This window comes from Paraburkholderia dilworthii, from assembly GCF_000472525.1.
Taxonomy (GTDB): Bacteria; Pseudomonadota; Gammaproteobacteria; order Burkholderiales; family Burkholderiaceae; genus Paraburkholderia; species Paraburkholderia dilworthii.
In genome coordinates, this window is sequence record NZ_AWZT01000011.1 from 1 (window position 1) to 21164 (window position 21164).

General features: G+C 63.6%; 21 protein-coding genes. 14 read left to right on the top strand and 7 right to left on the bottom strand.

All coding sequences use genetic code 11. The annotated features are described in order from the left end of the window. The first annotated feature begins 607 nt into the window (after positions 1-607). The 11 genes from F759_RS0112180 (at position 608) to pyrF (ending at position 12283) form a co-directional block, all read left to right on the top strand. Positions 608-1585 carry an IclR family transcriptional regulator gene (locus F759_RS0112180; RefSeq protein WP_027800103.1) on the top strand — a complete coding sequence of 326 codons (978 nt, stop codon included), beginning with the start codon at positions 608-610 and terminating at the stop codon, positions 1583-1585. Beyond that, positions 1582-2658: a 2-dehydro-3-deoxygalactonokinase gene (locus F759_RS0112185; RefSeq protein WP_027800104.1), complete on the top strand. Its 1077-nt coding sequence runs from the start codon at positions 1582-1584 to the stop codon at positions 2656-2658. Before F759_RS0112180 ends, F759_RS0112185 begins: the two co-directional genes overlap by 4 nt. Positions 2659-2694: 36 nt before the next feature. After that, on the top strand, positions 2695-3375 hold the full coding sequence (locus F759_RS0112190; RefSeq protein ID WP_027800105.1) for a 2-dehydro-3-deoxy-6-phosphogalactonate aldolase: 681 nt from the start codon (positions 2695-2697) through the stop codon (positions 3373-3375). Further along, positions 3372-4148: an SDR family oxidoreductase gene (locus F759_RS0112195; protein ID WP_027800106.1), complete on the top strand. Its 777-nt coding sequence runs from the start codon at positions 3372-3374 to the stop codon at positions 4146-4148. The genes F759_RS0112190 and F759_RS0112195 overlap by 4 nt, the downstream gene beginning before the upstream one ends. A 224-nt stretch (positions 4149-4372) precedes the next feature. After that, on the top strand, positions 4373-5371 hold the full coding sequence (locus F759_RS0112200; protein ID WP_027800107.1) for an arabinose ABC transporter substrate-binding protein: 999 nt from the start codon (positions 4373-4375) through the stop codon (positions 5369-5371). Positions 5372-5526: 155 nt separating this feature from the next. Next, entirely contained in the window at positions 5527-7065 is a 1539-nt protein-coding gene (gene araG / locus F759_RS0112205; RefSeq protein ID WP_027800108.1) for an L-arabinose ABC transporter ATP-binding protein AraG, read from the top strand. A gap of 54 nt (positions 7066-7119) precedes the next feature. Then, on the top strand, positions 7120-8136 hold the full coding sequence (araH, locus tag F759_RS0112210) for an L-arabinose ABC transporter permease AraH (protein ID WP_006051875.1): 1017 nt from the start codon (positions 7120-7122) through the stop codon (positions 8134-8136). Positions 8137-8164: 28 nt separating this feature from the next. Next, on the top strand, positions 8165-8965 hold the full coding sequence (locus F759_RS0112215) for an SDR family NAD(P)-dependent oxidoreductase (RefSeq protein ID WP_027800109.1): 801 nt from the start codon (positions 8165-8167) through the stop codon (positions 8963-8965). Positions 8966-8979: 14 nt separating this feature from the next. After that, positions 8980-9885: an SMP-30/gluconolactonase/LRE family protein gene (locus F759_RS0112220; protein WP_027800110.1), complete on the top strand. Its 906-nt coding sequence runs from the start codon at positions 8980-8982 to the stop codon at positions 9883-9885. 251 nt (positions 9886-10136) lie between these two features. Beyond that, positions 10137-11204, top strand: a complete 1068-nt coding sequence (locus tag F759_RS0112225) for an aldose 1-epimerase (RefSeq protein ID WP_027800111.1) — start codon at positions 10137-10139, stop codon at positions 11202-11204. Between the two features lie 263 nt (positions 11205-11467). Continuing rightward, on the top strand, positions 11468-12283 hold the full coding sequence (gene pyrF / locus F759_RS0112230) for an orotidine-5'-phosphate decarboxylase (RefSeq protein WP_027800112.1): 816 nt from the start codon (positions 11468-11470) through the stop codon (positions 12281-12283). Positions 12284-12330: 47 nt separating this feature from the next. Here pyrF and F759_RS0112235 read toward each other — a convergent pair whose 3' ends face one another. The 4 genes from F759_RS0112235 to thiL are packed head-to-tail and all read right to left on the bottom strand — an operon-like array spanning position 12331 to position 14946. Beyond that, positions 12331-12849 (bottom strand): cupin domain-containing protein, encoded by a 519-nt coding sequence (locus F759_RS0112235; RefSeq protein WP_027800113.1) that lies wholly within the window; start codon positions 12847-12849, stop codon positions 12331-12333. Between the two features lie 22 nt (positions 12850-12871). Then, positions 12872-13372: a CinA family protein gene (locus F759_RS0112240; protein WP_027800114.1), complete on the bottom strand. Its 501-nt coding sequence runs from the start codon at positions 13370-13372 to the stop codon at positions 12872-12874. A 28-nt stretch (positions 13373-13400) separates the two neighbouring features. Further along, positions 13401-13958, bottom strand: a complete 558-nt coding sequence (locus tag F759_RS0112245) for a phosphatidylglycerophosphatase A family protein (protein WP_027800115.1) — start codon at positions 13956-13958, stop codon at positions 13401-13403. Beyond that, the gene (thiL, locus tag F759_RS0112250; protein WP_027800116.1) at positions 13948-14946 is read right to left on the bottom strand and encodes a thiamine-phosphate kinase; all 999 of its coding nucleotides are present in this window, start codon (positions 14944-14946) and stop codon (positions 13948-13950) included. The genes F759_RS0112245 and thiL overlap by 11 nt, the downstream gene beginning before the upstream one ends. Before the next feature lie 96 nt (positions 14947-15042). Here thiL and F759_RS0112255 point away from each other — a divergent pair, with 96 nt between their 5' ends. From F759_RS0112255 to F759_RS0112265, 3 genes are all read left to right on the top strand, one after another. Beyond that, positions 15043-17382 (top strand): NADP-dependent malic enzyme, encoded by a 2340-nt coding sequence (locus F759_RS0112255; protein ID WP_027800117.1) that lies wholly within the window; start codon positions 15043-15045, stop codon positions 17380-17382. Positions 17383-17808: 426 nt separating this feature from the next. Next, positions 17809-18225 carry a ribonuclease gene (locus F759_RS0112260; protein ID WP_027800118.1) on the top strand — a complete coding sequence of 139 codons (417 nt, stop codon included), beginning with the start codon at positions 17809-17811 and terminating at the stop codon, positions 18223-18225. A gap of 7 nt (positions 18226-18232) precedes the next feature. Beyond that, positions 18233-18802 carry a barstar family protein gene (locus tag F759_RS0112265; protein ID WP_027800119.1) on the top strand — a complete coding sequence of 190 codons (570 nt, stop codon included), beginning with the start codon at positions 18233-18235 and terminating at the stop codon, positions 18800-18802. A 168-nt stretch (positions 18803-18970) separates the two neighbouring features. Here F759_RS0112265 and F759_RS0112270 read toward each other — a convergent pair whose 3' ends face one another. From F759_RS0112270 to speE, 3 genes are all read right to left on the bottom strand, one after another. After that, positions 18971-19711 carry a 16S rRNA (uracil(1498)-N(3))-methyltransferase gene (locus F759_RS0112270; RefSeq protein ID WP_027800120.1) on the bottom strand — a complete coding sequence of 247 codons (741 nt, stop codon included), beginning with the start codon at positions 19709-19711 and terminating at the stop codon, positions 18971-18973. Between the two features lie 19 nt (positions 19712-19730). Next, positions 19731-20144 carry a VOC family protein gene (locus F759_RS0112275; RefSeq protein ID WP_027800121.1) on the bottom strand — a complete coding sequence of 138 codons (414 nt, stop codon included), beginning with the start codon at positions 20142-20144 and terminating at the stop codon, positions 19731-19733. Positions 20145-20256: 112 nt separating this feature from the next. Continuing rightward, a complete protein-coding gene (gene speE, locus F759_RS0112280; RefSeq protein WP_027800122.1) occupies positions 20257-21147 on the bottom strand; it encodes a polyamine aminopropyltransferase in 891 nt (296 codons plus the stop codon). Between the last annotated feature and the right edge of the window lie 17 nt (positions 21148-21164).

A 21164-nucleotide genomic window follows, 5' to 3' on the forward strand; every position in this document is an offset into this window, starting at 1 on the left:
CGTGATCACCAAACAAATCCGATCAACGTCGCCGAGGCGAAGCCGACGGCCCGCTGCGCCGACGCAAGCCGCTGGTTGAGAGCAGACCCTTCCGGCGAGCACGCAGTGTGAGGCGGGACGTATGACTGCCTTGTCACTGGCGCCGAATGTGCGGGAGCACGGATTCCAGATGCACCACTGCCCCTCCCGAGCCGGGGGATCCACCTACGAGCTGGCGGTGTGAAGCCGCTTTCTTTGCTTATCTTTCTTTGCGGCGGCAAAGAAAGTAAGTGCCGCCCCGCACAGGGGCAACACTAATAGACCACTGCCAATTCAAGGAAAGGCCAAAGGTCCCAACAACAACAGAACACCACCCTAGGGACAACCAAAATCCCATTATATGACCACATAAATCACATATTGGAGCTTTCTCAAAAACACCCCTACAATCCCCTCCAACAGCAAAAACCAAAAATTCTGCGAAAGCGAAAAAAACCGGAGACAAAGCCAAACCATGCCTAACACAGCCCTCAGGCAGCACCCCCGCGCCCACGACGCCGCGCGCACTCAAGGCCCGCTCTCCGGCCCCGCGCTGTAAGCGCAAAAAACCATCGAAAAGCGAATCGCCATGAACAAAGCGATGCCCAACCACGCCGCGAGCGCATCTGAAGCCGACTTGGCGCCGCGTGCCGATCATGCGTCCAACGGAGCGCCGGGCTCGATTGCTGCCGCCGCCAAAGCGCCGCGTGCCGCCGCCCAGCCCGCCGTGGCAAATGGAATCGCGTTGCCGAGCACGCTGCTCGACATCACGCCGCAACAAGCCGGCACGCAGACGCTTTTGCGCGGCCTCGCGATTCTGGAAGCGGCCGCTGCAGGTGTGCGCGATCTACGCACCTTCGGCGCCGCGCTCGGCACGACGCGCAGCACCACGCATCGGCTGGTGAGCAGCCTCGTTCAGGCGCGCTACCTGCGCCAGGTGCAAGGCGGTTACCTGCTCGGTCCCAAGCTGATCGAACTGGGCACCATCGCGCTCGAACAGATGCCGCTCACCGCAGTCGCGCGTCCGCATCTCGAATCGCTCGCGGAACAGACGCTCGACACGATTCACCTCGGCGTGCGCGATGGCGACGACGTCCTGTATATCGACAAGATTCCCGGCACGCGCGGCCTCGAAATGCGCTCGCGCGTTGGCCACCGGATGCCGCTCGCGTCGACGGGTATCGGCAAGGCGATGATGCTCGACCTCACACCGGACGTCTGGCAGTCGCTCTTCGACGCATCGCGGCGCGCGCTCGCCGGCGTCACGTTCAAGCCCGATAACCGTCCCGACGCGCAGACCTTCATGCAGCGCATGACGAACTACGCCGCCGGCGGCTACACGTTCGACCTGGAGGAAAACGAAGCGTCGATTCGCTGCGTCGCGGCTCCGGTGCGCGACGCGTCGGGCGCGATCGTGGCGGCGCTTTCGGTGGCAAGCACGATTCCGTATATGTCGCTGGAACGCATGGACGAACTGATCCCGGTCGTGCAGCGCGAAGCGCGCGCGATTTCCGAAGAACTCGGCTGGCGTGCCCCGCAACCCACAACCCGCAGGATCAAGCGATGAAACACGCGGGTTCTCCCACACCGCCGGACATGCAACTCGCAGCCGGCGCCGTCCAGGCCAACGCGCCGGCGAACGCCGAAGCCCACAGCCACGCGGCCCTGATCGGGCTCGATTGGGGCACCACGTCGCTGCGCGCGTATCTGTACGACGCGTCGGGCAATGTGCTGGCGACGCGCGCATCGACGGCCGGCATCATGAACCTGCCGCGCAGCGCGGAGCAGGGCGGTTTCGACGCCGCCTTCGAGGACGCCTGCGGCGCGTGGCTCGACGCCGCGCCTCGCACACCCGTCATCGCCGCGGGCATGGTCGGCAGCGCGCAAGGCTGGCTCGAGGCGCCCTATGTCGATGCACCCGCGAACGCGGATGCACTCGCGGCCGGCATCGTCCGCGTGAAGGCGGCTTGCGGCGCGACGCTACATGTCGTCCCCGGCGTGCTGCAACGCGGCGAGTTGCCCAATGTGATGCGCGGCGAAGAAACACAGATTTTCGGTGCGCTGGGTCAGGATGCCCGCGACGCAGACAGCAGCAAGCGCGCACTGATCGGCCTGCCTGGCACGCACGCGAAGTGGGTGGTGGTGCAGGCCGGCCGTATCGAACGGTTTCATACGTTCATGACCGGCGAAGTGTTCGGCGCATTGCGCGAGCACACGATTCTCGGCCGCACGATGGTCACGCCAGATCGTCCGGATTCCGAAGCATTTCTGCGTGGCGTGAACATCGCGCACGACAAGGGGCAGGCGGGCGTGCTCGCAACCGTCTTCAGTTCGCGCACGCTCGGCCTCACGGGAGAACTTTCGCGCGAACAGCAGCCGGACTATCTGTCGGGTTTGCTGATCGGGCATGAACTGGCCGGCCTCGAAGCCGTGCTGAAACAACAGCAGGATTCGCTCGCGGGACAGAGCCTGCGTCTGATCGGCAACGAAGCGTTGTGCGAGCGCTATCGCGTCGCGCTCGCGCAGTTCGGCTGCACGCAGGCCGAGCTCGTCAAGCATGCAACCGAGCGCGGCTTGTGGCGCGTCGCCTTGCAGGCGGGGCTCGTCAGCCCGGCTTCGCATGCGGCGCGCGCCGGTTAGCCACGCACGCCGCCATCCACGAAACAAGGAACCGACATGCAACCTCACATCAATCTGCCCGCTCCGTACATGCCGCACGCGGGGTTGATCGCGGCGTTCGAGGCATGTCCGCTGATCGCGATCATGCGCGGCGTGACGCCCGCCGATGCGGCGGAGCACGGCCAGGCGCTGTACGAAGCCGGCTTTCGCATCGTCGAAGTGCCGTTGAATTCGCCGCAGCCGTTCGACAGCATTGCGGCGATCCGCAAGGCGCTGCCCGCCGATGCGATCGTCGGTGCGGGCACGGTGCTGCATCCGAGTTTCGTCAAGGACGTGAAGTCCGCCGGCGGCGAGTTGATCGTGATGCCGCATAGCGATCCGGAAGTGGTTACCGCCGCGAAAGCGCAAGGCATGGCCTGCGCGCCCGGCGTTGCGACGCCGACCGAAGCGTTCATCGCGCTGAAAAACGGCGCCGACGTGTTGAAGATGTTTCCCGCCGAGCAACTCGGCTGCCAGGTCGTGAAAGCCTGGCGCGCGGTGATCGCGGCGCAGGTGCCGCTCGTGCCGGTCGGCGGCATCGCGCCGGACAACATGGGGCCGTTTTTGAGCGCCGGCGCGAATGGCTTCGGGCTCGGCTCGGCGCTGTATAAGCCGGGCCAAAGCGCGGCGGTGACGGCTTCGCACGCGAAGGCGTTCATCAACGGATTGCGCGTTGCGCGCGCGGGTGCGAAGAAATGACACGATTGGCGGGCAAAGTCGCATTGGTCACCGGCGCTGGGCGCGGCATCGGGGCGGCGATCGCGATTGCGTTTGCGCGCGAGGGCGCAGCGGTTGCGCTTGCCGAGCTCGACATCGAAACGGCGCGGCAGACGGCTCAGCAGATCACATCGGAAACCGGCGCGCGCGTTTTGGCGGTGCACACCGACGTCACCCAATCGGCTTCGGTTCAGCATGCAGTGAGCGAAGCGGAAAAAGCGCTCGGCCCACTCGACGTGCTAGTGAACAACGCAGGCATCAACGTGTTTTGCGATCCGCTGACCATGACCGACGACGACTGGCGCCGCTGCTTCGCGGTCGATCTCGACGGTGTCTGGAACGGTTGCCGCGCGGTGTTGCCGGGCATGGTGGAACGTGGCGCGGGCAGCATTCTGAACATTGCGTCGACGCACGCGTTCAAGATCATTCCGGGCTGTTTTCCGTACCCGGTCGCGAAGCACGGCGTGATTGGCCTCACGCGCGCACTCGGCATCGAGTACGCGCCGCGCAACGTGCGCGTCAACGCAATTGCGCCGGGCTACATCGAGACGCAGTTGGCGCATGACTGGTGGAACGAACAGCCGGACCCAGCCGCGGCAAGGCAGGCGACGATCGATTTGCAGCCGATGAAACGCATCGGCCGCCCGGAAGAAGTGGCGATGACGGCGGTGTTCCTCGCATCGGATGAAGCGCCGTTCATCAACGCCACGTGCATCACCGTGGATGGCGGCCGCTCGGTGCTGTACCACGACTGAGCCAAAGAACCTGAGCCAACCAACAGCGCAGCAAATCGAGCAAAAAAAGGCAGAAAAAAGCAGCAAAGCGAGCAGCACAAAAACAGAAGAGAAACGCAGCAGGAAGCGAACAAAAAAACGCAGCACCGTTTCACCGGACGACGCGCTGGCCGCGTGTGTCACAACCGGTACAAGAAGACGCGGCCGATACCTTCTCGTTATCAATTAGTCAGGAGACACGCAACATGAAACGCAGAATTTTCCTCACGCTGGCAGCAGCGGCGGCGGGTGTTCTTTTTAACGCACCGGTTGCGCAAGCCGCCGATCCGGTCAAGATCGGTTTCCTCGTCAAGCAGCCCGAAGAACCGTGGTTCCAGGACGAATGGAAGTTCGCCGAAATGGCCGCCAAGGAAAAGGGCTTCACGCTGGTGAAGATCGGCGCGCCGTCGGGCGAAAAAGTGATGAGCGCAATCGACAACCTGTCGGCACAAAAGGCGCAAGGCTTCGTGATCTGCACGCCTGACGTCAAGCTTGGACCGGGCATTGTCGCGAAGGCGAAGGCCGACGGCCTGAAGATGATGACCGTGGACGACCGTCTGGTCGACGGCGCGGGCAAGCCGATCGCGTCGGTGCCGCACATGGGCATCTCGGCGTACAACATCGGCAAGCAGGTCGGCGACGGTCTGGCCGCGGAAATCAAGAAGCGCGGCTGGGACATGAAGGACGTGGGCGCGATCGACGTGACCTACGAACAGCTGCCGACCGCGCATGACCGCACGAGCGGCGCAACGGACGCGCTGGTCGCCGCGGGCTTCCCGAAGGCCAACATCGTCGCCGCGCCGCAAGCGAAGACCGACACGGAAAACGCGTTCAACGCCGCTAACATCGCGCTGACAAAGAACCCGCAGTTCAAGCACTGGGTCGCCTACGCGCTGAACGACGAAGGCGTGCTTGGCGCGGTGCGCGCAGCAGAAGGCCGCGGCTTCAAGGCTGACAACATGATCGGCATCGGCATCGGCGGTTCGGATTCGGCGTTGAACGAATTCAAGAAGCCGAACCCGACGGGCTTCTTCGGCACGGTCATCATCAGCCCGAAGCGTCACGGCGAGGAAACCTCGACGCTGATGTACGACTGGATCACGCAAGGCAAGGCGCCGCCGCCGCTCACGCTGACGACCGGCATGCTGGCCACGCGTGCGAACGTCGGCGAAGTGCGCGAGAAGATGGGCCTCGCTTCCAAGTAACGCGCGGTGCGATGAAGAATTGCCGGCGCGTCGCCTTCGATGTGCGCGCCGGCAACGGCAATTGAACATGAGCAGTAGACATAGGCCATGCCTTGCAGGTGTCGAACTACGACGCGAGGCAAGGCGCGGTCGAGATGAAACAGCGAGGAGGCGAAGTGTCAGCGACGCTACGTTTTGACAATATCGGCAAAGTCTTTCCAGGCGTGCGCGCGCTCGACGGTGTGTCCTTCGACGTCAACGTCGGCCAGGTGCACGGCCTGATGGGCGAAAACGGCGCAGGGAAATCGACCCTGCTGAAGATACTCGGCGGCGAATATCAGCCCGACTCGGGCCGCATGATGATCGACGAAAAAGAAGTGCGCTTCACGAGCGCGGCTTCGTCGATTGCAGCCGGGATCGCGGTGATTCACCAGGAACTGCAATACGTGCCCGATCTGACGGTCGCGGAAAATCTGCTGCTTGGCCAATTGCCGAACTCGTTCGGCTGGGTCAATAAAGGCGATGCGAAGCGCTTCGTGCGCGAACGTCTCGAAGCAATGGGGGTCGCGCTCGACCCCAACGCGAAGCTGCGCAAGCTCTCCATCGCGCAACGGCAGATGGTCGAAATCTGCAAGGCGCTGCTGCGCAACGCCCGTGTGATCGCGCTCGATGAACCGACCAGTTCGCTGTCGCACCGCGAGACGGAAGTGCTGTTCAAGCTGGTGCGCGATCTGCGCGCCGACAACCGCGCGATGATTTACATCTCGCATCGCATGGACGAGATTTACGAACTGTGCGACGCGTGCACGATTTTCCGTGACGGTCGCAAGATCGCTTCGCATCCGACACTCGAAGGTGTATCGCGCGACACGATCGTCAGCGAAATGGTTGGGCGCGAAATTTCGGACATCTACAACTATTCGCCGCGATCGCTCGGCGAAGTGCGCTTTGCGGCGAAGGCGATCGAAGGCCACGCGCTCACGCAGCCGGCCAGCTTCGAAGTGAGGCGCGGCGAGATTGTCGGCTTCTTCGGCCTGGTGGGCGCGGGCCGTAGCGAACTGATGCATCTGATCTACGGCACCGAACACAAGAAGGGCGGCGAACTGCTGCTCGACGGCAAGACGATCCGCGTAAAAAGCGCGGGCGAGGCAATCCGTCACGGCATCGTGCTGTGCCCGGAAGACCGCAAGGAAGAGGGCATTGTCGCGATGGCGACCGTGTCGGAGAACATCAACATCAGTTGCCGCCGTCATTATCTGCGCGCGGGAATGTTCCTCGACCGCAAAAAAGAAGCCGAAACCGCCGACCGTTTCATCAAGCTGCTGAAGATCAAAACGCCGAGCCGCCGTCAGAAGATCCGCTTTCTCTCAGGCGGCAATCAGCAGAAGGCGATTTTGTCGCGCTGGCTCGCCGAACCCGATCTGAAAGTGGTGATTCTCGACGAACCGACTCGCGGTATCGACGTCGGCGCGAAGCACGAAATCTACAACGTGATTTATCAGCTTGCAGAACGCGGCTGCGCGATCGTGATGATCTCGTCAGAATTGCCCGAAGTGCTGGGTGTGTCCGACCGCATCGTCGTGATGCGCCAGGGCCGCATTTCCGGCGAGCTGTCACGCAAGGATGCAACGGAACAAACGGTGCTGAGCCTCGCGTTGCCGCAAAGCTCGACGGCCCTGCCTGCAACCGGAACTGCCGCTCAACAGGCGGCCTGAACATCATTTGGACGAAAGTCCGGCAACCCGTGGGGAACGGGAGGAGTCTTCAAAATGCAAGCTAGAGAAAACCTCGCGCAACAGGCCGCCAAGAGCGCCGCCGAAGCGCTGATTCCGCAGACGAGCGACAAGGCCAAATGGTGGCAGCAGATCACCGAGTACAGCTTGATCCTGATCTTCGTGGTGATGTTCGTGACGATGTCGCTGACCGTCGACCACTTCTTCTCGATCGAGAACATGCTCGGCCTCGCGCTGTCCATTTCGCAGATCGGCATGGTCGCGTGCACGATGATGTTCTGTCTGGCTTCGCGCGACTTCGACTTGTCGATTGGTTCGACGGTTGCGTTCGCCGGCGTGTTGTGCGCGATGGTGCTCAACGCCACCGACAACACCTTCATTGCAATCGTCGCGGCGGTTGCGGCGGGTGCGGTGATCGGTTTCGTCAACGGCGCGGTGATCGCGTATCTGCGCATCAACGCACTGATCACCACGCTCGCGACAATGGAAATCGTGCGCGGCCTCGGCTTTATCGTGTCGCACGGCCAGGCTGTCGGTGTGTCGTCGGATACGTTTATCGCGCTGGGCGGCTTGAGCTTCTTCGGTGTTTCGCTGCCGATCTGGGTCACGCTGCTGTGCTTCATCGTGTTCGGCGTGATGCTCAACCAGACCGTGTATGGGCGCAATACGCTTGCCATCGGCGGCAATCCGGAGGCGTCGCGTCTCGCGGGCATCAACGTTGAACGCACGCGCGTCTATATCTTCCTGATTCAGGGCGCCGTCACAGCGCTCGCCGGTGTGATTCTGGCGTCGCGGATCACGTCGGGTCAGCCGAATGCCGCGCAAGGCTTCGAGCTCAACGTGATTTCCGCATGCGTGCTCGGCGGCGTGTCGCTACTCGGCGGCCGTGCGACGATTTCCGGCGTCGTGATCGGCGTGCTGATCATGGGCACGGTCGAGAACGTGATGAACCTGATGAACATCGACGCGTTCTATCAGTACCTCGTGCGCGGCGCGATTCTGCTCGCCGCCGTGCTGCTCGACCAGTTGAAGAACCGCGGTTCGCGGGACTAATTCACTTTGCTCTAAAAGGAATCGAACGATGTCGTCTCCGGCCAATGCAAATGAGCGCCTCGCGAACAACGCATTCGCGCGCTACCCGAGTCTTGTCGACCGCACGGTGTTGATCACGGGCGGTGCGACCGGCATCGGCGCGTCGTTCGTCGAGCATTTCGCGGCGCAGGGCGCGCGCGTCGCGTTCTTCGATATCGATGCAACGGCGGGCGAAGCGCTCGCCGACGAACTCGGCGACTCGAAGCACCAGCCGTTGTTTTTGCCCTGCGATCTGACCGACGTCGACGCGCTGCAAAAAGCGATCGCCGATGTAAAAGCCGCGCTCGGCCCGATCCAGGTGCTGCTGAACAACGCGGCGAACGACAAGCGTCACACCATTGGCGAAGTCACGCGCGAGTCTTTCGACGCGGGCATTGCGGTGAACATCCGTCATCAGTTCTTCGCGGCGCAAGCGGTCATGGAAGATATGAAGGCCGCAAAGAGCGGCTCGATCATCAACCTCGGCTCGATCAGCTGGATGCTGAAGAACGGCGGTTATCCCGTGTACGTGATGTCGAAATCTGCGGTGCAGGGTTTGACGCGCGGTCTTGCACGCGACCTCGGGCATTTCAACATTCGCGTGAATACGCTGGTGCCGGGCTGGGTGATGACCGAGAAGCAGAAGCGCCTGTGGCTCGACGACGCGGGACGCCGTGCGATCAAGGAAGGCCAGTGCATCGACGCGGAACTCGAGCCGGCCGACCTCGCGCGCATGGCGCTTTTCCTCGCCGCCGACGACAGCAGGATGATCACCGCGCAGGATATCGTCGTGGATGGAGGCTGGGCGTGACGGCGACTGTGCACATGGACGCCGGCGCGCAACGTACGCAACGCGCGGCGCTGCTGCTCGACACCAAGTGCACGTTGGGCGAAGGCGCGACATGGTGCGCGAGAACGGGCCGCTTCTACTGGACGGATATCGAAGGCGCCCGTTTGTGGCGCTACGATCCGAGCGACGGCCGCAGCACTTTCTGGCCGATGCCCGAGCGTCTCGCCACGTTTGCGCTGTGCGCCGATGCGCATTACCTGTTGCTTGGCCTTGCATCACATCTGGCGTTTTTTGACATTGCGACCGGAGAGACGCGCCGAATCGTCGACGTGGAAGCGGGGTCGAATACGCGTGTGAACGATGGCCGCTGCGATCGCCAGGGGCGTTTCGTGTTCGGCACGAAAGACGAAGGCTCGCCGTTGCAGGCGATTGGCGGGTTCTATCGGCTCAATCATGATTTGTCGCTGGAGCGTTTGCCTTTGCCCGAGCCGGCCATCTCAAACAGTATTGCGTTTAGTCCCGACGGCGCGACGATGTACTACTGCGATTCGCCCACGCGTGAGATCCGTGCCTGCGACTATCAAGCGGATGGCGGCATCGCCAACGACAGGCTGTTCACGCGCCTGACCGACGCGACGGGCGAGCCCGACGGCTCGACTGTCGATTGCGACGGCGGCTTGTGGAACGCGCAGTGGGGCGGCGCACGCGTCGTGCGTTATGGCGCCGACGGCGTGGAAACGGAGCGCGTTGAAGTGCCCACGGTGCAGCCAAGCTGCGTCGCATTGGGCGGTGCGCAACTGGGCACGCTGTATATCACGAGTGCGCGTATCGGTCTTGATGCAATGGCGCTTGCCGGCGATTCACGGGCGGGCGGCGTGTTTATCGCAACGCCTGCGCGGCGCGGTTTACCGGAGCCAGTGTTTCAGGGCGCGCCCACGTAGCGCAGAATGACGCGGCCTGGTTTTCGTGGCGGTGACTGGAAGAGCGGGGCTGCGGTGATAGGCCGTGTTTGACGGAAACCCAGCAGAAACCGAGCAGCACCCCGCAGCACCCACCAACACTCAGCAGCACCCCAGCAATCGGCACAAATTGGCAGCAAGCAGTTCGGACCAGAGGCGACCGGTTCAAAAAAATCGCCCGGCAGCATCCGTCAGCCACGACGGCAACGTCTCAGCCTCTCGAAGGAGCAGATATGACTGTTGCGAATCTTGTTTCCGCCTCGTCTCAGGCTTCCCAAAGCGCTCAGAGCCGGCGCTCGCGACTCGCGGCGGCGGCCAATCCGGTGCTGCCGGGGCCTAGCACGTCGGCGGTAGCAGTCGGCGAGACATCGGCTGGCGATGTCGCGTGCGTCACGCTCGCCAATGCGCATTTGCGTCTGGACGTCGCGCCGACGCTGGGCGGCGGAATCACGCGTTTCGACTGGCGCGACGACGGCGCGCTCACGCCGATTTTCCGGCGTTGCCGCCATGTCGCCGCCGACACGCAACCGAACGAACTCGCCTGTTATCCGCTGCTGCCGTATTCGAACCGTATCGGCGGCGGGTATTTCAATTTCGCAGGACGGCGCGTCGACGTCGCACGCAATCGCGCGGACGAACCGTTTCCAATTCACGGCGACGGCTGGCAGTCGGCATGGCAGGTCGCCGATTCAGACCGCGAGAATGTGCGCCTGACGCTCGATCGCCATGACGGCAAGCCTTACGCGTTCCGCGCGGCGCAGACTTATAAGCTGGATGGCCCGTCGCTCGTCATCACGCTGGAAATAGAGAACGCGGGCCGCGAGGCTTTGCCTTTTGGGCTTGGCGTGCATCCGTTTTTCGTACGCGACGCCGACACTGAGCTCTCGGCTGCGGCGGGCGGTTTGTGGCTCGCCGGCGACGACTGGCTGCCGGTACGTCACGTGCAGGCGCCGCCCGCGTGGCAGTTCGGCGTCGCATATCCGCTGCCGGAGACCATCGTCAATCACGCGTTCACCGGGTGGAGCGGGCAGGCGGCCGTGGTGTGGCCCAAGCGCCGGCTGTCGCTGAACATCGCCGCCGACACCGATTACTACGTGCTCTACACGCCGCCTGGCGAGGAGTTCTTCTGTTTCGAACCCGTCGATCATCCGATCAACGCGATGAATCTGGCCGGCGGCGCGTGCGAGAACGGCATGACGTTGCTTGGACGCGGCGAGCGGCTCACGAGGACCTTCCGCTTCACGGTCGAACGTACCGGTCTGCGCTCGATGCCGGGCGCGCGGGGATCGCGGCGGCAGTAGAGGCGGCGGCGGCCCGGCGTGAGCCCGACGGTTTGGCCGTGGGCTCGCGGCGACGTGGCGGTTGATTGGCAGGGGTTGGCAGGGGCTGGCAATGACGTGAGGGTAATCGGCGGTAACGGCGGTAACGGCGGTAACCAGGCAAGGGCAGCAATGCCAACAACCGCAACAACGGGCGGTAACGGCGGCAACCCCCAACGCCCACCCACGCGGCACAGGTAAAATACGCGCCTCTTCCGATTACCGGCTCGCCGCGAGGACCCATCATGTCCAACTTCATCCAGACACTCAACGACGCCTGGCAGCGCACGAACTCGCTGCTGTGCGTCGGCCTCGATCCCGAGCCCAGCAAGTTTCCGGGCGCGCTCGCCGGCCGCGCCGACGCCATCTTCGACTTCTGCCGCGAGATCGTCGACGCGACCGCGCCGTACGCGTCGTCGTTCAAGCCGCAAATCGCCTACTTCGCGGCGCATCGCGCGGAAGACCAGCTAGAGCAGTTGATCGCGCACATTCATGCGCATCATCCGGGCTTGCCGGTGATTCTTGACGCAAAGCGCGGCGACATCGGCAGCACCGCCGAGCAATACGCACGCGAGGCGTTCGAACGCTACCAGGCGGACGCGGTGACGGTGAATCCCTACATGGGCTTCGATTCAATTGAGCCGTATTTGCAGCACGAGGGCAAAGGCGTGATCGTGCTGTGCCGTACGTCCAACGCGGGCGGCTCCGATCTGCAATTCCTGGAAACGGGTGTGCGTCCGCTGTATCAGGTCGTCGCGCAACTGGCGGCGGACAAGTGGAATGCGAGCGGCCAGCTGGGACTCGTGGTCGGCGCGACGTTCCCGAAGGAAATCGAGGTGGTGCGCGCGATCGTCGGCGATATGCCGCTGCTGATCCCGGGCATCGGCGCCCAGGGGGGCGACGTGCAGGCAACCGTCAGCGCGGGCCGCACCGCAAACGGCACGGGCATGCTGATCAACTCGTCGCGCGCGATCATCTATGCAGGAAAGGGCGAGGATTTCGCTCAGGCAGCGGCGAAGGCCGCAATGGAAACGCGCGACCGGATCAACGCATTCCGTTGATCGCAAAGTAGCCGCTGGCCATCACGGTCGGCGGCGGCCGTAGCCGCTCAGGCCGCAGCCGTTGGCCCGAGCCGCTCGATGAACGCGGCATGCTGCGGATGCAACGCCTTTAATGCGTCCACATCCGCAAGCTCGAATTCACTGAACTCGAAACCGGGCGCGACCGTGCAGCCCGCGAGCGCGAACGTCGCCGGATCGGCACATTCGGCGGCGAACCACAAACCGGCCGGCACCACAGCCTGGAATACGGTATCGGAATGAGTCAACGCATTGCCGAGCCGATGCGTGACGAGCGCGCCGGACGCGTCCAGCACGTGAACATTCAACGGTTCGCCTGCATAGAAATGCCAGACCTCGTCGGACTTGATCCGATGCCACGCCGAATGCGCGCCGTCGCACAGCAAGTAGTAGATCGCGGTCGACGCCGAACGAGCTTGCGCCGAGCCGCCCACGCGACTCACGCACTCCACCGACCGATAGGTCTCGCTAAAGAATCCGCCTTCCGGATGCGGCTTCAAATGAAAGCGGCGGATCAACTCGTCTTTGGCTGCATGCGAATCCAGCATCCGTTTCTCCCTCCGGCGAGCCTCAATGTTCGCGTTCGTCGAGCAAGGCAAGTACGCCGCGCAGCGCGTGCACCGCGGCCTGCACGCGGATCTGCTCCCGGTCGCCCTTGAAAATCTTCGTTTCAACCGATGTATGCAGCCGGTTGCTCCAGGCGAACGACACCATGCCGACCGGCTTAGTCTCGGTGCCGCCGCCCGGACCCGCGACGCCCGTGATCGACAGCGAGACTTGCGCGCGGCTGTTGCGCAGCGCGCCTTCCGCCATTGCGCGCGCCACCTGTTCGCTGACCGCGCCGTGCTTTTCGATCATGTCAGCGGGCACGCCGATCATTTCGCTCTTCGCCTGATTCGAATAGGTGACGAAGCCGCGCTCGAACCAGCCGCTGCTGCCGGAGATGTCGGTGATGGCGGTCGCGACCATGCCGCCCGTGCAAGATTCGGCCGTAACGAGCATCAGGCGCTCGTCGCGCAGGCGGTTGCTCACGCGGATCGCGAGTTGGTGAACGACGGAATCGGTAGGCATGGCGTCAATCCGGAACGGGGCGCGGCGGTTAAACGGACATGCGCCAGAGCGCAATCACGAGCAAGGTGAAAAACGCGGCAACGAGGTCATCGAACATGATGCCAAAACCGCCCTTCAGCCGGCGATCGAAATAGCTGATGGGCGGCGGCTTCACCATGTCGAAGAAGCGGAACACCACGAACGCCCAGAACTGGCCCGTCAGCGTGACCGGCGTGACCATCAGCAGCACGAGCCAAAACGCGACGATTTCGTCCCATACGACCGGCGACGGGTCGTCGGTGCCGAGCTTCTTCGCGGTGAACCCGCAAATCGCAATGCCGCCGACAAAACCGACCCCAATCAGCACACCCCACTCGACCACGGTTAGATAGCGGCTGAACACGGCGAACGAGGCCCATGCGAACAGCGTGCCGATCGTGCCCGGCGCGATAGGGGACAAGCCGCTGCCGAAACCGAGCGACAGAATATGCAGCGGATGCGAAAGCATGAAACGGGCGGTGGCGCGGCGCGGCTGAGGGCGCTGCGGCTTGGGCGGCTGGCTGCCGACGAGATTATCGGCGGGCGTGAGCGGGCGATCAGTCTGCATGAAAATGGTCGAAGCCTTGCAACGTCAGAGTGAGCGGCGCGCCGGCGGCATCGCGCCAGTCGATAGCCGGGCGGTCGCGCGCCGCTTGAAGAGCGCTTATTGTACCGATGCGCGTGACCGGCACCTCCGCCTCGTGGCCGGCGGCTTGAACGGCGTCGCGCGCAGCCGGCGGCGCGGTGAAGCACAGTTCGTAATCGTCGCCGCCCGCGAGCGTGCAACGCCGCTGCGTATCGAGCGGCAGTTTGCGCAGCGCGGCCGAACGCGGCACAGCGTCGGCGTCGACGGTGGCCCGCATAGTCGAGCGATCGAGGATGTGCTTCAGGTCGCCGGCGAGTCCATCCGATACATCCAGTGCCGCATGGGCGACGCCGCGCAGCGCCAAGCCGAGCACGATTCGCGGCTCCGGGCGCTCGAGTGCGCGACGAAACTGCGCGGCGTCGCCAGCATCGACCGTCCATTCGCCGCGCTGGATTCCGAGCCCGGCGCGTGCGTCGCCGAGCGTGCCGGACACCCAGATGTCGTCGCCCGCCTGTGCGGCGTCGCGGCGCAGCGCGGCTTGCGGCGGCACGCTGCCGAACACGGTGATGCACAGATTCAACGGGCCGCCCGTCGTGTCTCCGCCGATCAGCGCGCAACCATGCCGTTCCGCGAGCGCGAAGAGCCCTTCGCTGAACGCGGCAAGCCACGCTTCGTCGGCTTTGGGCAAGGAGAACGCGAGCGTGAACGCCTGCGGTTGCGCTCCCATCGCGGCGAGGTCCGACAGATTGACGGCGAGCGCTTTATGGCCGAGCGCTTCGGGATCGATATCTGCAAAAAAATGGCGGCCTTCCACCAGCATGTCCGTCGAAATCGCCAGCATTTCGCCGACGCGCGGCGCGAGCAGCGCGCAGTCGTCGCCGATGCCGAGCGAGCCGCGCTCGACGGCCGACGACTGGTCTGCCGCGCGGCGAACAAAGAAACGTTCGATCAGCGAAAACTCTGAGAGCATTGTGAGGAAAAGTGAAGGGACGACTGCCTTTCGCTACGTTTCAGTCTCGGCAGTTGTACCTGTATTGAAGGAATCGGGCCGGCAATTGGGGCTACAATGCCGTCGAACATCTATTCTAATCCGCACTTCGAAGCCCGCCTTATGTCGACTCCCGTCAATAGCAAACTCCGCGAAGCCGCCCTCGATTACCACGAATTCCCGACCCCCGGGAAGATCGCGATCGCCCCCACCAAGCAGATGATCAACCAGCGCGACCTCGCGCTGGCGTACTCGCCGGGTGTTGCGTTCGCGTGTGAAGAGATCGTCGAGAACCCGCTGAATGCCGCGCGCTTCACGGCGCGCAGCAACCTGGTCGGCGTCGTGACGAACGGCACTGCGGTGCTCGGTCTCGGCAACATCGGGCCGCTTGCGTCGAAGCCGGTCATGGAAGGCAAGGCCGTGCTGTTCAAGAAGTTCGCCGGCATCGACGTGTTCGATATCGAGCTGAACGAGTCCGATCCGCACAAGCTGGTCGACGTGATCGCGGCGCTGGAGCCGACCTTCGGCGGGATCAACCTCGAGGACATCAAGGCGCCGGACTGCTTTATCGTCGAGCGCGAATGCCGCAAGCGCATGAAGATTCCGGTCTTCCACGACGACCAGCACGGCACGGCGATCGTCGTCGCGGCGGCGATCACCAACGGTTTGAAGGTCGTCGGCAAAGACATCAAGGAAGTCAAGCTGGTTTCCTCGGGTGCGGGCGCGGCGGCGCTGGCCTGTCTGGACCTGCTGGTCGATATCGGGTTGCCGCTCGAAAACATCACCGTGACCGATCTGGCCGGCGTGGTCTACAAGGGCCGCGTCGAACTGATGGACCCGGACAAGGAGCGCTTCGCGCGTGAGACCGAGGCGCGCACGCTCGCCGAGGCGATCGGCGGCGCTGACGTTTTCCTCGGTCTGTCGGCAGGCGGCGTGCTCAAGCAGGACATGGTCAAGCAGATGGCGGAAAAGCCGCTGATTCTGGCGCTGGCGAACCCGACGCCGGAAATCCTGCCGGAACTGGCGCTGGAAGTGCGTCCGGACGCCGTGCTGTGCACGGGCCGCACCGACTATCCGAACCAGGTGAACAACGTGCTGGTCTTCCCGTTCCTGTTCCGCGGCGCACTGGACGCGGGCGCGACCACTGTTACGCGGGAAATGGAAATCGCGGCGGTCAATGCGATCGCGGAACTGGCGCGCCAGGAGCAGAGCGACATCGTCGCGACGGCTTACGGCATTCAGGACCTTTCGTTCGGTCCGGAATACCTGATCCCGAAACCGTTCGACCCGCGTCTGATCGTCAAGGTCGCGCCGGCGGTGGCAAAGGCCGCGATGGATTCGGGCGTCGCCGAGCGTCCGATCGAAGACATGGACGCGTACGAACAGCATTTGCAGCAGTTCGTGTACCACAGCGGCACGACGATGAAGCCGATTTTCCAGCTCGCGCGCAGTGTCGAGCCGGAGAAGAAGCGCATCGTGTTCGCCGAGGGCGAAGAAGAGCGCGTGCTGCGGGCGATGCAGATCATCGTCGACGAAAAGCTGGCTAAGCCGATCCTGATTGGCCGTCCGGCCGTGATCGAGCAGCGTATTGCGCGCTATGGCCTGCGTCTCGTCGCGGGTCAGGACTATACCGTTGTAAACACCGACCACGACGAGCGCTATCGCGACTTCTGGCAGGAATATCACAAGATGATGTCCCGCAAGGGCATCACCGCTCAGATGGCGAAGCTCGAAATGCGCCGCCGCACCACGCTGATCGGCGCGATGCTGGTCAAAAAGGGCGAGGCGGACGGCATGATCTGCGGCACGATCAGCACGACGCACCGCCACTTGCACTTCATCGATCAGGTGATCGGCAAGCGCGAAGGCTGCGCCGTCTACGCCGCGATGAACGCGCTGGTGCTGCCCAATCGCCAGATTTTCCTAGTCGATACGCACGTGAACGTCGATCCGACGCCGGAGCAACTGGCCGAAATCACCATCATGGCCGCCGAGGAAGTGCGCCGTTTCGGTATCGAGCCGAAAGTCGCGCTGGTTTCGCATTCGAATTTCGGGTCGAGCAACGCGCCGACCGCGCAGAAAATGCGCGACACGCTGGAGATTCTGCGCGAACGCGCGCCCGAATTGCAGGTGGACGGCGAAATGCATGGCGACGTTGCGCTCGACGCCAATCTGCGCCGTGAAGTGCTGCCCGACTCGACGCTCGAAGGCGACGCGAACCTGCTCGTGCTGCCGAACATCGACGCGGCGAACATCTCGTACAACCTGCTGAAAACGGCGGCGGGCAACAACATCGCCATCGGACCGATGCTGCTGGGCGCGGCTCAGCCGGTGCATGTGCTGACGGCGTCGGCGACGGTTCGACGCATCGTCAACATGACTGCACTGCTGGTTGCGGACGTGATCGCGGCCCGCTGATCGGGCCCGCGCCCGGTTGCTCACGGCAGCGGGGCGCAATTCGCGGAAAACCACGACGGCCACTTGTGCCGGCCGGCCTCGTCCGATGAAAAAGAAGGCGTGCCCGCAACGGGCACGCCTTAGGGCGAACAGGGGATAGCCGCCCCAAAATGGCAAACAACCAGGCTTCCATTGCAAGAACTCAGCGCCCCGGATTTCCGGGTAATAAGGCCCGAGTCGCTGCTTTCTTTGCTTGCTTGAGCTCATGTTAGCGTGACCGGGATAAATTTTGTGTCAAAAGTCGTCAAAGCGCGGCTGGTGGGGCTTTCGCATCCAATCGGGCGTTTTTGCAGGCCCGGCGAACGTTGATTCTGGGGACCATTAGCGATACCCTTACGACTTTCATGGTCGTCAAACTCGTGATCTAACAGCCGGGAATCTTGGTAAATGGCACGCAGATGGCAGCGCATCAAGGGCGTGCTGATCGGTGCTGTTGCGCTGTGCGCTTTCTGCGGCGCCGTGCCTCAAGCCGTTGCGCGCAACTACACCGCACCCGCCGGCACGAATGCACAGGCGCAGGGCACCGTCGCGGCGGCGCAACTGCCCCGCGAGGCGGTCAATACATTGAACTTGATTGCCGCGGGCGGGCCTTACCCGTATGAAAAGGACGGCGTCGTGTTCGGCAACCGCGAACGGTTGCTGCCGCCCAACCGGCGCGGCTATTACCACGAATACACCGTTCCCACGCCTCGCTCACGTAATCGCGGGGCGCGTCGCATCGTCTGCGGAGGTCCGCTCAAGCGAACCGACAATTGTTATTACTCGGACGACCACTACACCAGTTTTAATCGTATTGTTGAATGACATCGGGATGAACGGCATGAGCGACAACGTCTACGCGCACGACACCGGAGTCGCGACGGATCTTTTCGCGGCTGGCGACGGCAATCTGTTCCAGCGCGTCATGAAGATGCGCGCCGGCGATCAGGGCCGTGAGAATCGGAACGAGGCTGACAGTGTGGTTTCATCGAACGAGGAGCCCATGAGTCTTTTCAGGACCGTACGACCGAACATCGTACAGTCGATCCGCGCGTTCCGCGTCCAGGATCTCGCCGACGAGGCGAATCAACTCGGACAGCACTTTCTCTATGCGTACTGCGCGAACGCGCAGTCCAAGCAGGAAGTTCTGGAAACCATCGCAACGTCGTTCCTTTTTCCGAAACATTTCGGCAAGAATTATGACGCGCTCTACGATTGCTTGACCGACCTGGTCCACAAGGCCGGCGCGCAGCCGGGCTTCGTGATCGTGCTGGAGCAATTGCCCGTCGCACAGAAATTCGACAAGGAAGGGCGGGAAACGCTGCTCGACGTGTTCCGCGAAGCGGCCGAATTCTGGGCCGAGCGCAAGGTCGCCTTTCGCGTCTTTTATTCGTTCGCCTGAATGCTGTAAGCTTGGCTGCTGAGTTCGCTTTCAGCCGGAACAGAAAGGCCCGCCAATCGGCGGGCCTTTGTCTTTGGCGCTCTCTCAGGTGCTGACGTGCCGCGAGCGCCACTTAAACTGCCGCGCACCCACGGCTGGCGCGATTCCGGCAACCGCCTCGTCCGTCACTTACCAGCCGCCCCAGCCAGCCGCAAGTGCGGACAGAACTGCGATGCCGGCGGTTTCCGTGCGCAATACGCGCGGCCCGAGCCCGACCGCCTGAAATCCGTGATCCGTCGCGGCCGCTTCTTCGGCGGCGGAAAAGCCGCCCTCGGGGCCGACCAGCACGGTGACGGGCCCCTTCGGCGGAACCGCCGGCAACGCGGAGAAAGCGATGCTCGCGCGCGGCGACAACAGGATGCGCAGCTCGTCTTCGGCGGGTACGCGCGGCATCGCGCCGAGCCACGTGGCGATTTCGCGTACCGGCACGACCGTCGGCAGACGGTTGCGCCCGCATTGTTCACACGACGCCCGCACGATGCCTTCCCAATGTGCATGCCGGCGCAGCGCGCGATCACCGCTCAGGCGCACGACGCTGCGTGTGGTGGTCAGCGGCACGAAGCTGGACGCGCCGAGCTCGACCGCCTTTTCGATCAGCCAGTCCATCTTGTCGCCGCCCGCAATGCCTTGCGCGAGCGTGAGCCGGTACGGCGGCTCGACTTCGATGTTGCGGAACTCGCGGATCTTGACGGTGACCGTGCGGCGTTCGATCGCGACGAGTTCGGCGCTGTATTCACCGCCCTCGCCGTTGAAAAGCACGATGGAGTCGCCGGTCTGCAAGCGCAGCACGAGGACGTGCCGGACGACGTCATCGGGAAGTTGCATGATGTCGTCGGGCGAAAGAGGTGTACCGACGAAGAAGCGAGGCATTAGAAAAGTACTCATTAGTTCACGAAAGGTGGCGAGCGAGCGCCCAACGGTAGCCGTCCAGATCCTCCACCTGGGCGAAGCGATCACCCCAGAACTGGTCCTGCGGCTCGCTCAGCGATTTAGCGCCGGCGGCGAGCGCGCGGGCGTAAACCGTGTCGACGTCGTCGACGTAGACATAGAACGATTGCGGTGCAATTGCGCCCGCGCTACGGGGTGTCTTCGCAGTGGAGCCGAACGCGCCTTCTGGCGCGAACATCACGATCAACTGACCTTGATAGGTCATCTCGACGTGCATGACGACGCCGTCGTCCTGCACGCTGTCCCGCAGTTCGAAGCCGAACGCCGCTGTGTAGAACGCGGTCGCGGCACGCGCGTCGCGCACCGTCAGATACGGGGTCAACCAGGGCACACCGGCTGGACGGGAGGCGGTCATGGGCTTCTCCAGATCTATAGGTTGGGGAACGCGTGCGCGGAAGGCAGCAGCGAGTCGCGTATCGAGGGGGCTGGATAGCGGCTCGGGCTAGGCCGTGCATTTTGCCTGCGCTTTAGCTTGACGGCTTTAAGAATTGACCTAGTTTACCGTGCACCGACGGCGATACAGCAAACAGTCCGCCATGCACGGCGGGGCTGTAGTGCTTCAGTGCGTCGATCCGGCGCGCCGCGAGGCGCTCGGCCACCCCATCGGCCGTCAGCGCTGCGGGGTCGAGCGTGTCGCTGGCTGTGGCCATCATCCACAGCGAGCCGTATAGCGGGACAAACGTGCTCATCGTGCGCACCACGGCGAACACGCCGCGCAGGTCGTCGAGCAGGCCAGCAATGCGCTGGGCATGAAAATACGGCGAGCCAAGATGAGCAGACAATGCGGCCGTTGGGCTCATCACGCGCTTGAGCTGACGGTAGAAGCTCGGCGTGTAGAGACCGGCGGCCGGCGAGTCGGGCGGCGTCAGGTCGAACACGATCAGGTCGAACTGCGCGGGCCGTGTGTCGCAGACTGCAGCCACGTAATGCGCGGCGTCGCCGATCACGAGCTCGACGCGCGGGTCGTCGAAAGCGCCGCCGTGCACTTCGGGCATGTGCTCGCGGGTCAGGCGAACCACCTGTTCGTCGAGCTCGGCGACCACGATCTTTTCGATGCCCGGATGCGCGAGCAGTTGCCGCGCGGCGCCGCCGTCGCCGCCGCCCAGCACCAGCGCGGCTTTAGGTGACGGATGAGCAAGCGCGGCCGGATGCACCATGCACTCGTGATAGATGAACTCGTCGCCCGTGGAGGTCATCGGACGGCCGTCCAGCGTGAAGAGGCGGCCCAATTGGCGCGTGCCCCACACTTCGATGCGCTGATACGGCGAATCGACGCACGCGATCAGCGACGCGTGCGGAAATCCGTAGACGGCGTCGGGACCCGGCTGGAAAAGCAACGGTGGCAACGGTGCGCTCAAGGTGGTTTGCTCAGAGA

What these genes read in the sequence shown, in the direction of transcription:
- F759_RS0112255 (WP_027800117.1), top strand. Translation starts at nt 15,043, where the DNA reads ATGCCGTCGAACATCTATTCTAATCCGCACTTCGAAGCCCGCCTTATG.
- F759_RS0112215 (WP_027800109.1), top strand. Translation starts at nt 8,165, where the DNA reads ATGTCGTCTCCGGCCAATGCAAATGAGCGCCTCGCGAACAACGCATTC.
- F759_RS0112240 (WP_027800114.1), bottom strand. Translation starts at nt 13,372, where the DNA reads ATGCCTACCGATTCCGTCGTTCACCAACTCGCGATCCGCGTGAGCAAC.
- F759_RS0112275 (WP_027800121.1), bottom strand. Translation starts at nt 20,144, where the DNA reads ATGACCGCCTCCCGTCCAGCCGGTGTGCCCTGGTTGACCCCGTATCTG.
- F759_RS0112270 (WP_027800120.1), bottom strand. Translation starts at nt 19,711, where the DNA reads ATGCCTCGCTTCTTCGTCGGTACACCTCTTTCGCCCGACGACATCATG.
- F759_RS0112225 (WP_027800111.1), top strand. Translation starts at nt 10,137, where the DNA reads ATGACTGTTGCGAATCTTGTTTCCGCCTCGTCTCAGGCTTCCCAAAGC.
- pyrF (WP_027800112.1), top strand. Translation starts at nt 11,468, where the DNA reads ATGTCCAACTTCATCCAGACACTCAACGACGCCTGGCAGCGCACGAAC.
- F759_RS0112235 (WP_027800113.1), bottom strand. Translation starts at nt 12,849, where the DNA reads ATGCTGGATTCGCATGCAGCCAAAGACGAGTTGATCCGCCGCTTTCAT.
- F759_RS0112185 (WP_027800104.1), top strand. Translation starts at nt 1,582, where the DNA reads ATGAAACACGCGGGTTCTCCCACACCGCCGGACATGCAACTCGCAGCC.
- F759_RS0112190 (WP_027800105.1), top strand. Translation starts at nt 2,695, where the DNA reads ATGCAACCTCACATCAATCTGCCCGCTCCGTACATGCCGCACGCGGGG.
- F759_RS0112245 (WP_027800115.1), bottom strand. Translation starts at nt 13,958, where the DNA reads ATGCAGACTGATCGCCCGCTCACGCCCGCCGATAATCTCGTCGGCAGC.
- thiL (WP_027800116.1), bottom strand. Translation starts at nt 14,946, where the DNA reads ATGCTCTCAGAGTTTTCGCTGATCGAACGTTTCTTTGTTCGCCGCGCG.
- F759_RS0112180 (WP_027800103.1), top strand. Translation starts at nt 608, where the DNA reads ATGAACAAAGCGATGCCCAACCACGCCGCGAGCGCATCTGAAGCCGAC.
- F759_RS0112195 (WP_027800106.1), top strand. Translation starts at nt 3,372, where the DNA reads ATGACACGATTGGCGGGCAAAGTCGCATTGGTCACCGGCGCTGGGCGC.
- F759_RS0112265 (WP_027800119.1), top strand. Translation starts at nt 18,233, where the DNA reads ATGAACGGCATGAGCGACAACGTCTACGCGCACGACACCGGAGTCGCG.
- F759_RS0112260 (WP_027800118.1), top strand. Translation starts at nt 17,809, where the DNA reads ATGGCACGCAGATGGCAGCGCATCAAGGGCGTGCTGATCGGTGCTGTT.
- F759_RS0112200 (WP_027800107.1), top strand. Translation starts at nt 4,373, where the DNA reads ATGAAACGCAGAATTTTCCTCACGCTGGCAGCAGCGGCGGCGGGTGTT.
- araH (WP_006051875.1), top strand. Translation starts at nt 7,120, where the DNA reads ATGCAAGCTAGAGAAAACCTCGCGCAACAGGCCGCCAAGAGCGCCGCC.
- F759_RS0112220 (WP_027800110.1), top strand. Translation starts at nt 8,980, where the DNA reads ATGGACGCCGGCGCGCAACGTACGCAACGCGCGGCGCTGCTGCTCGAC.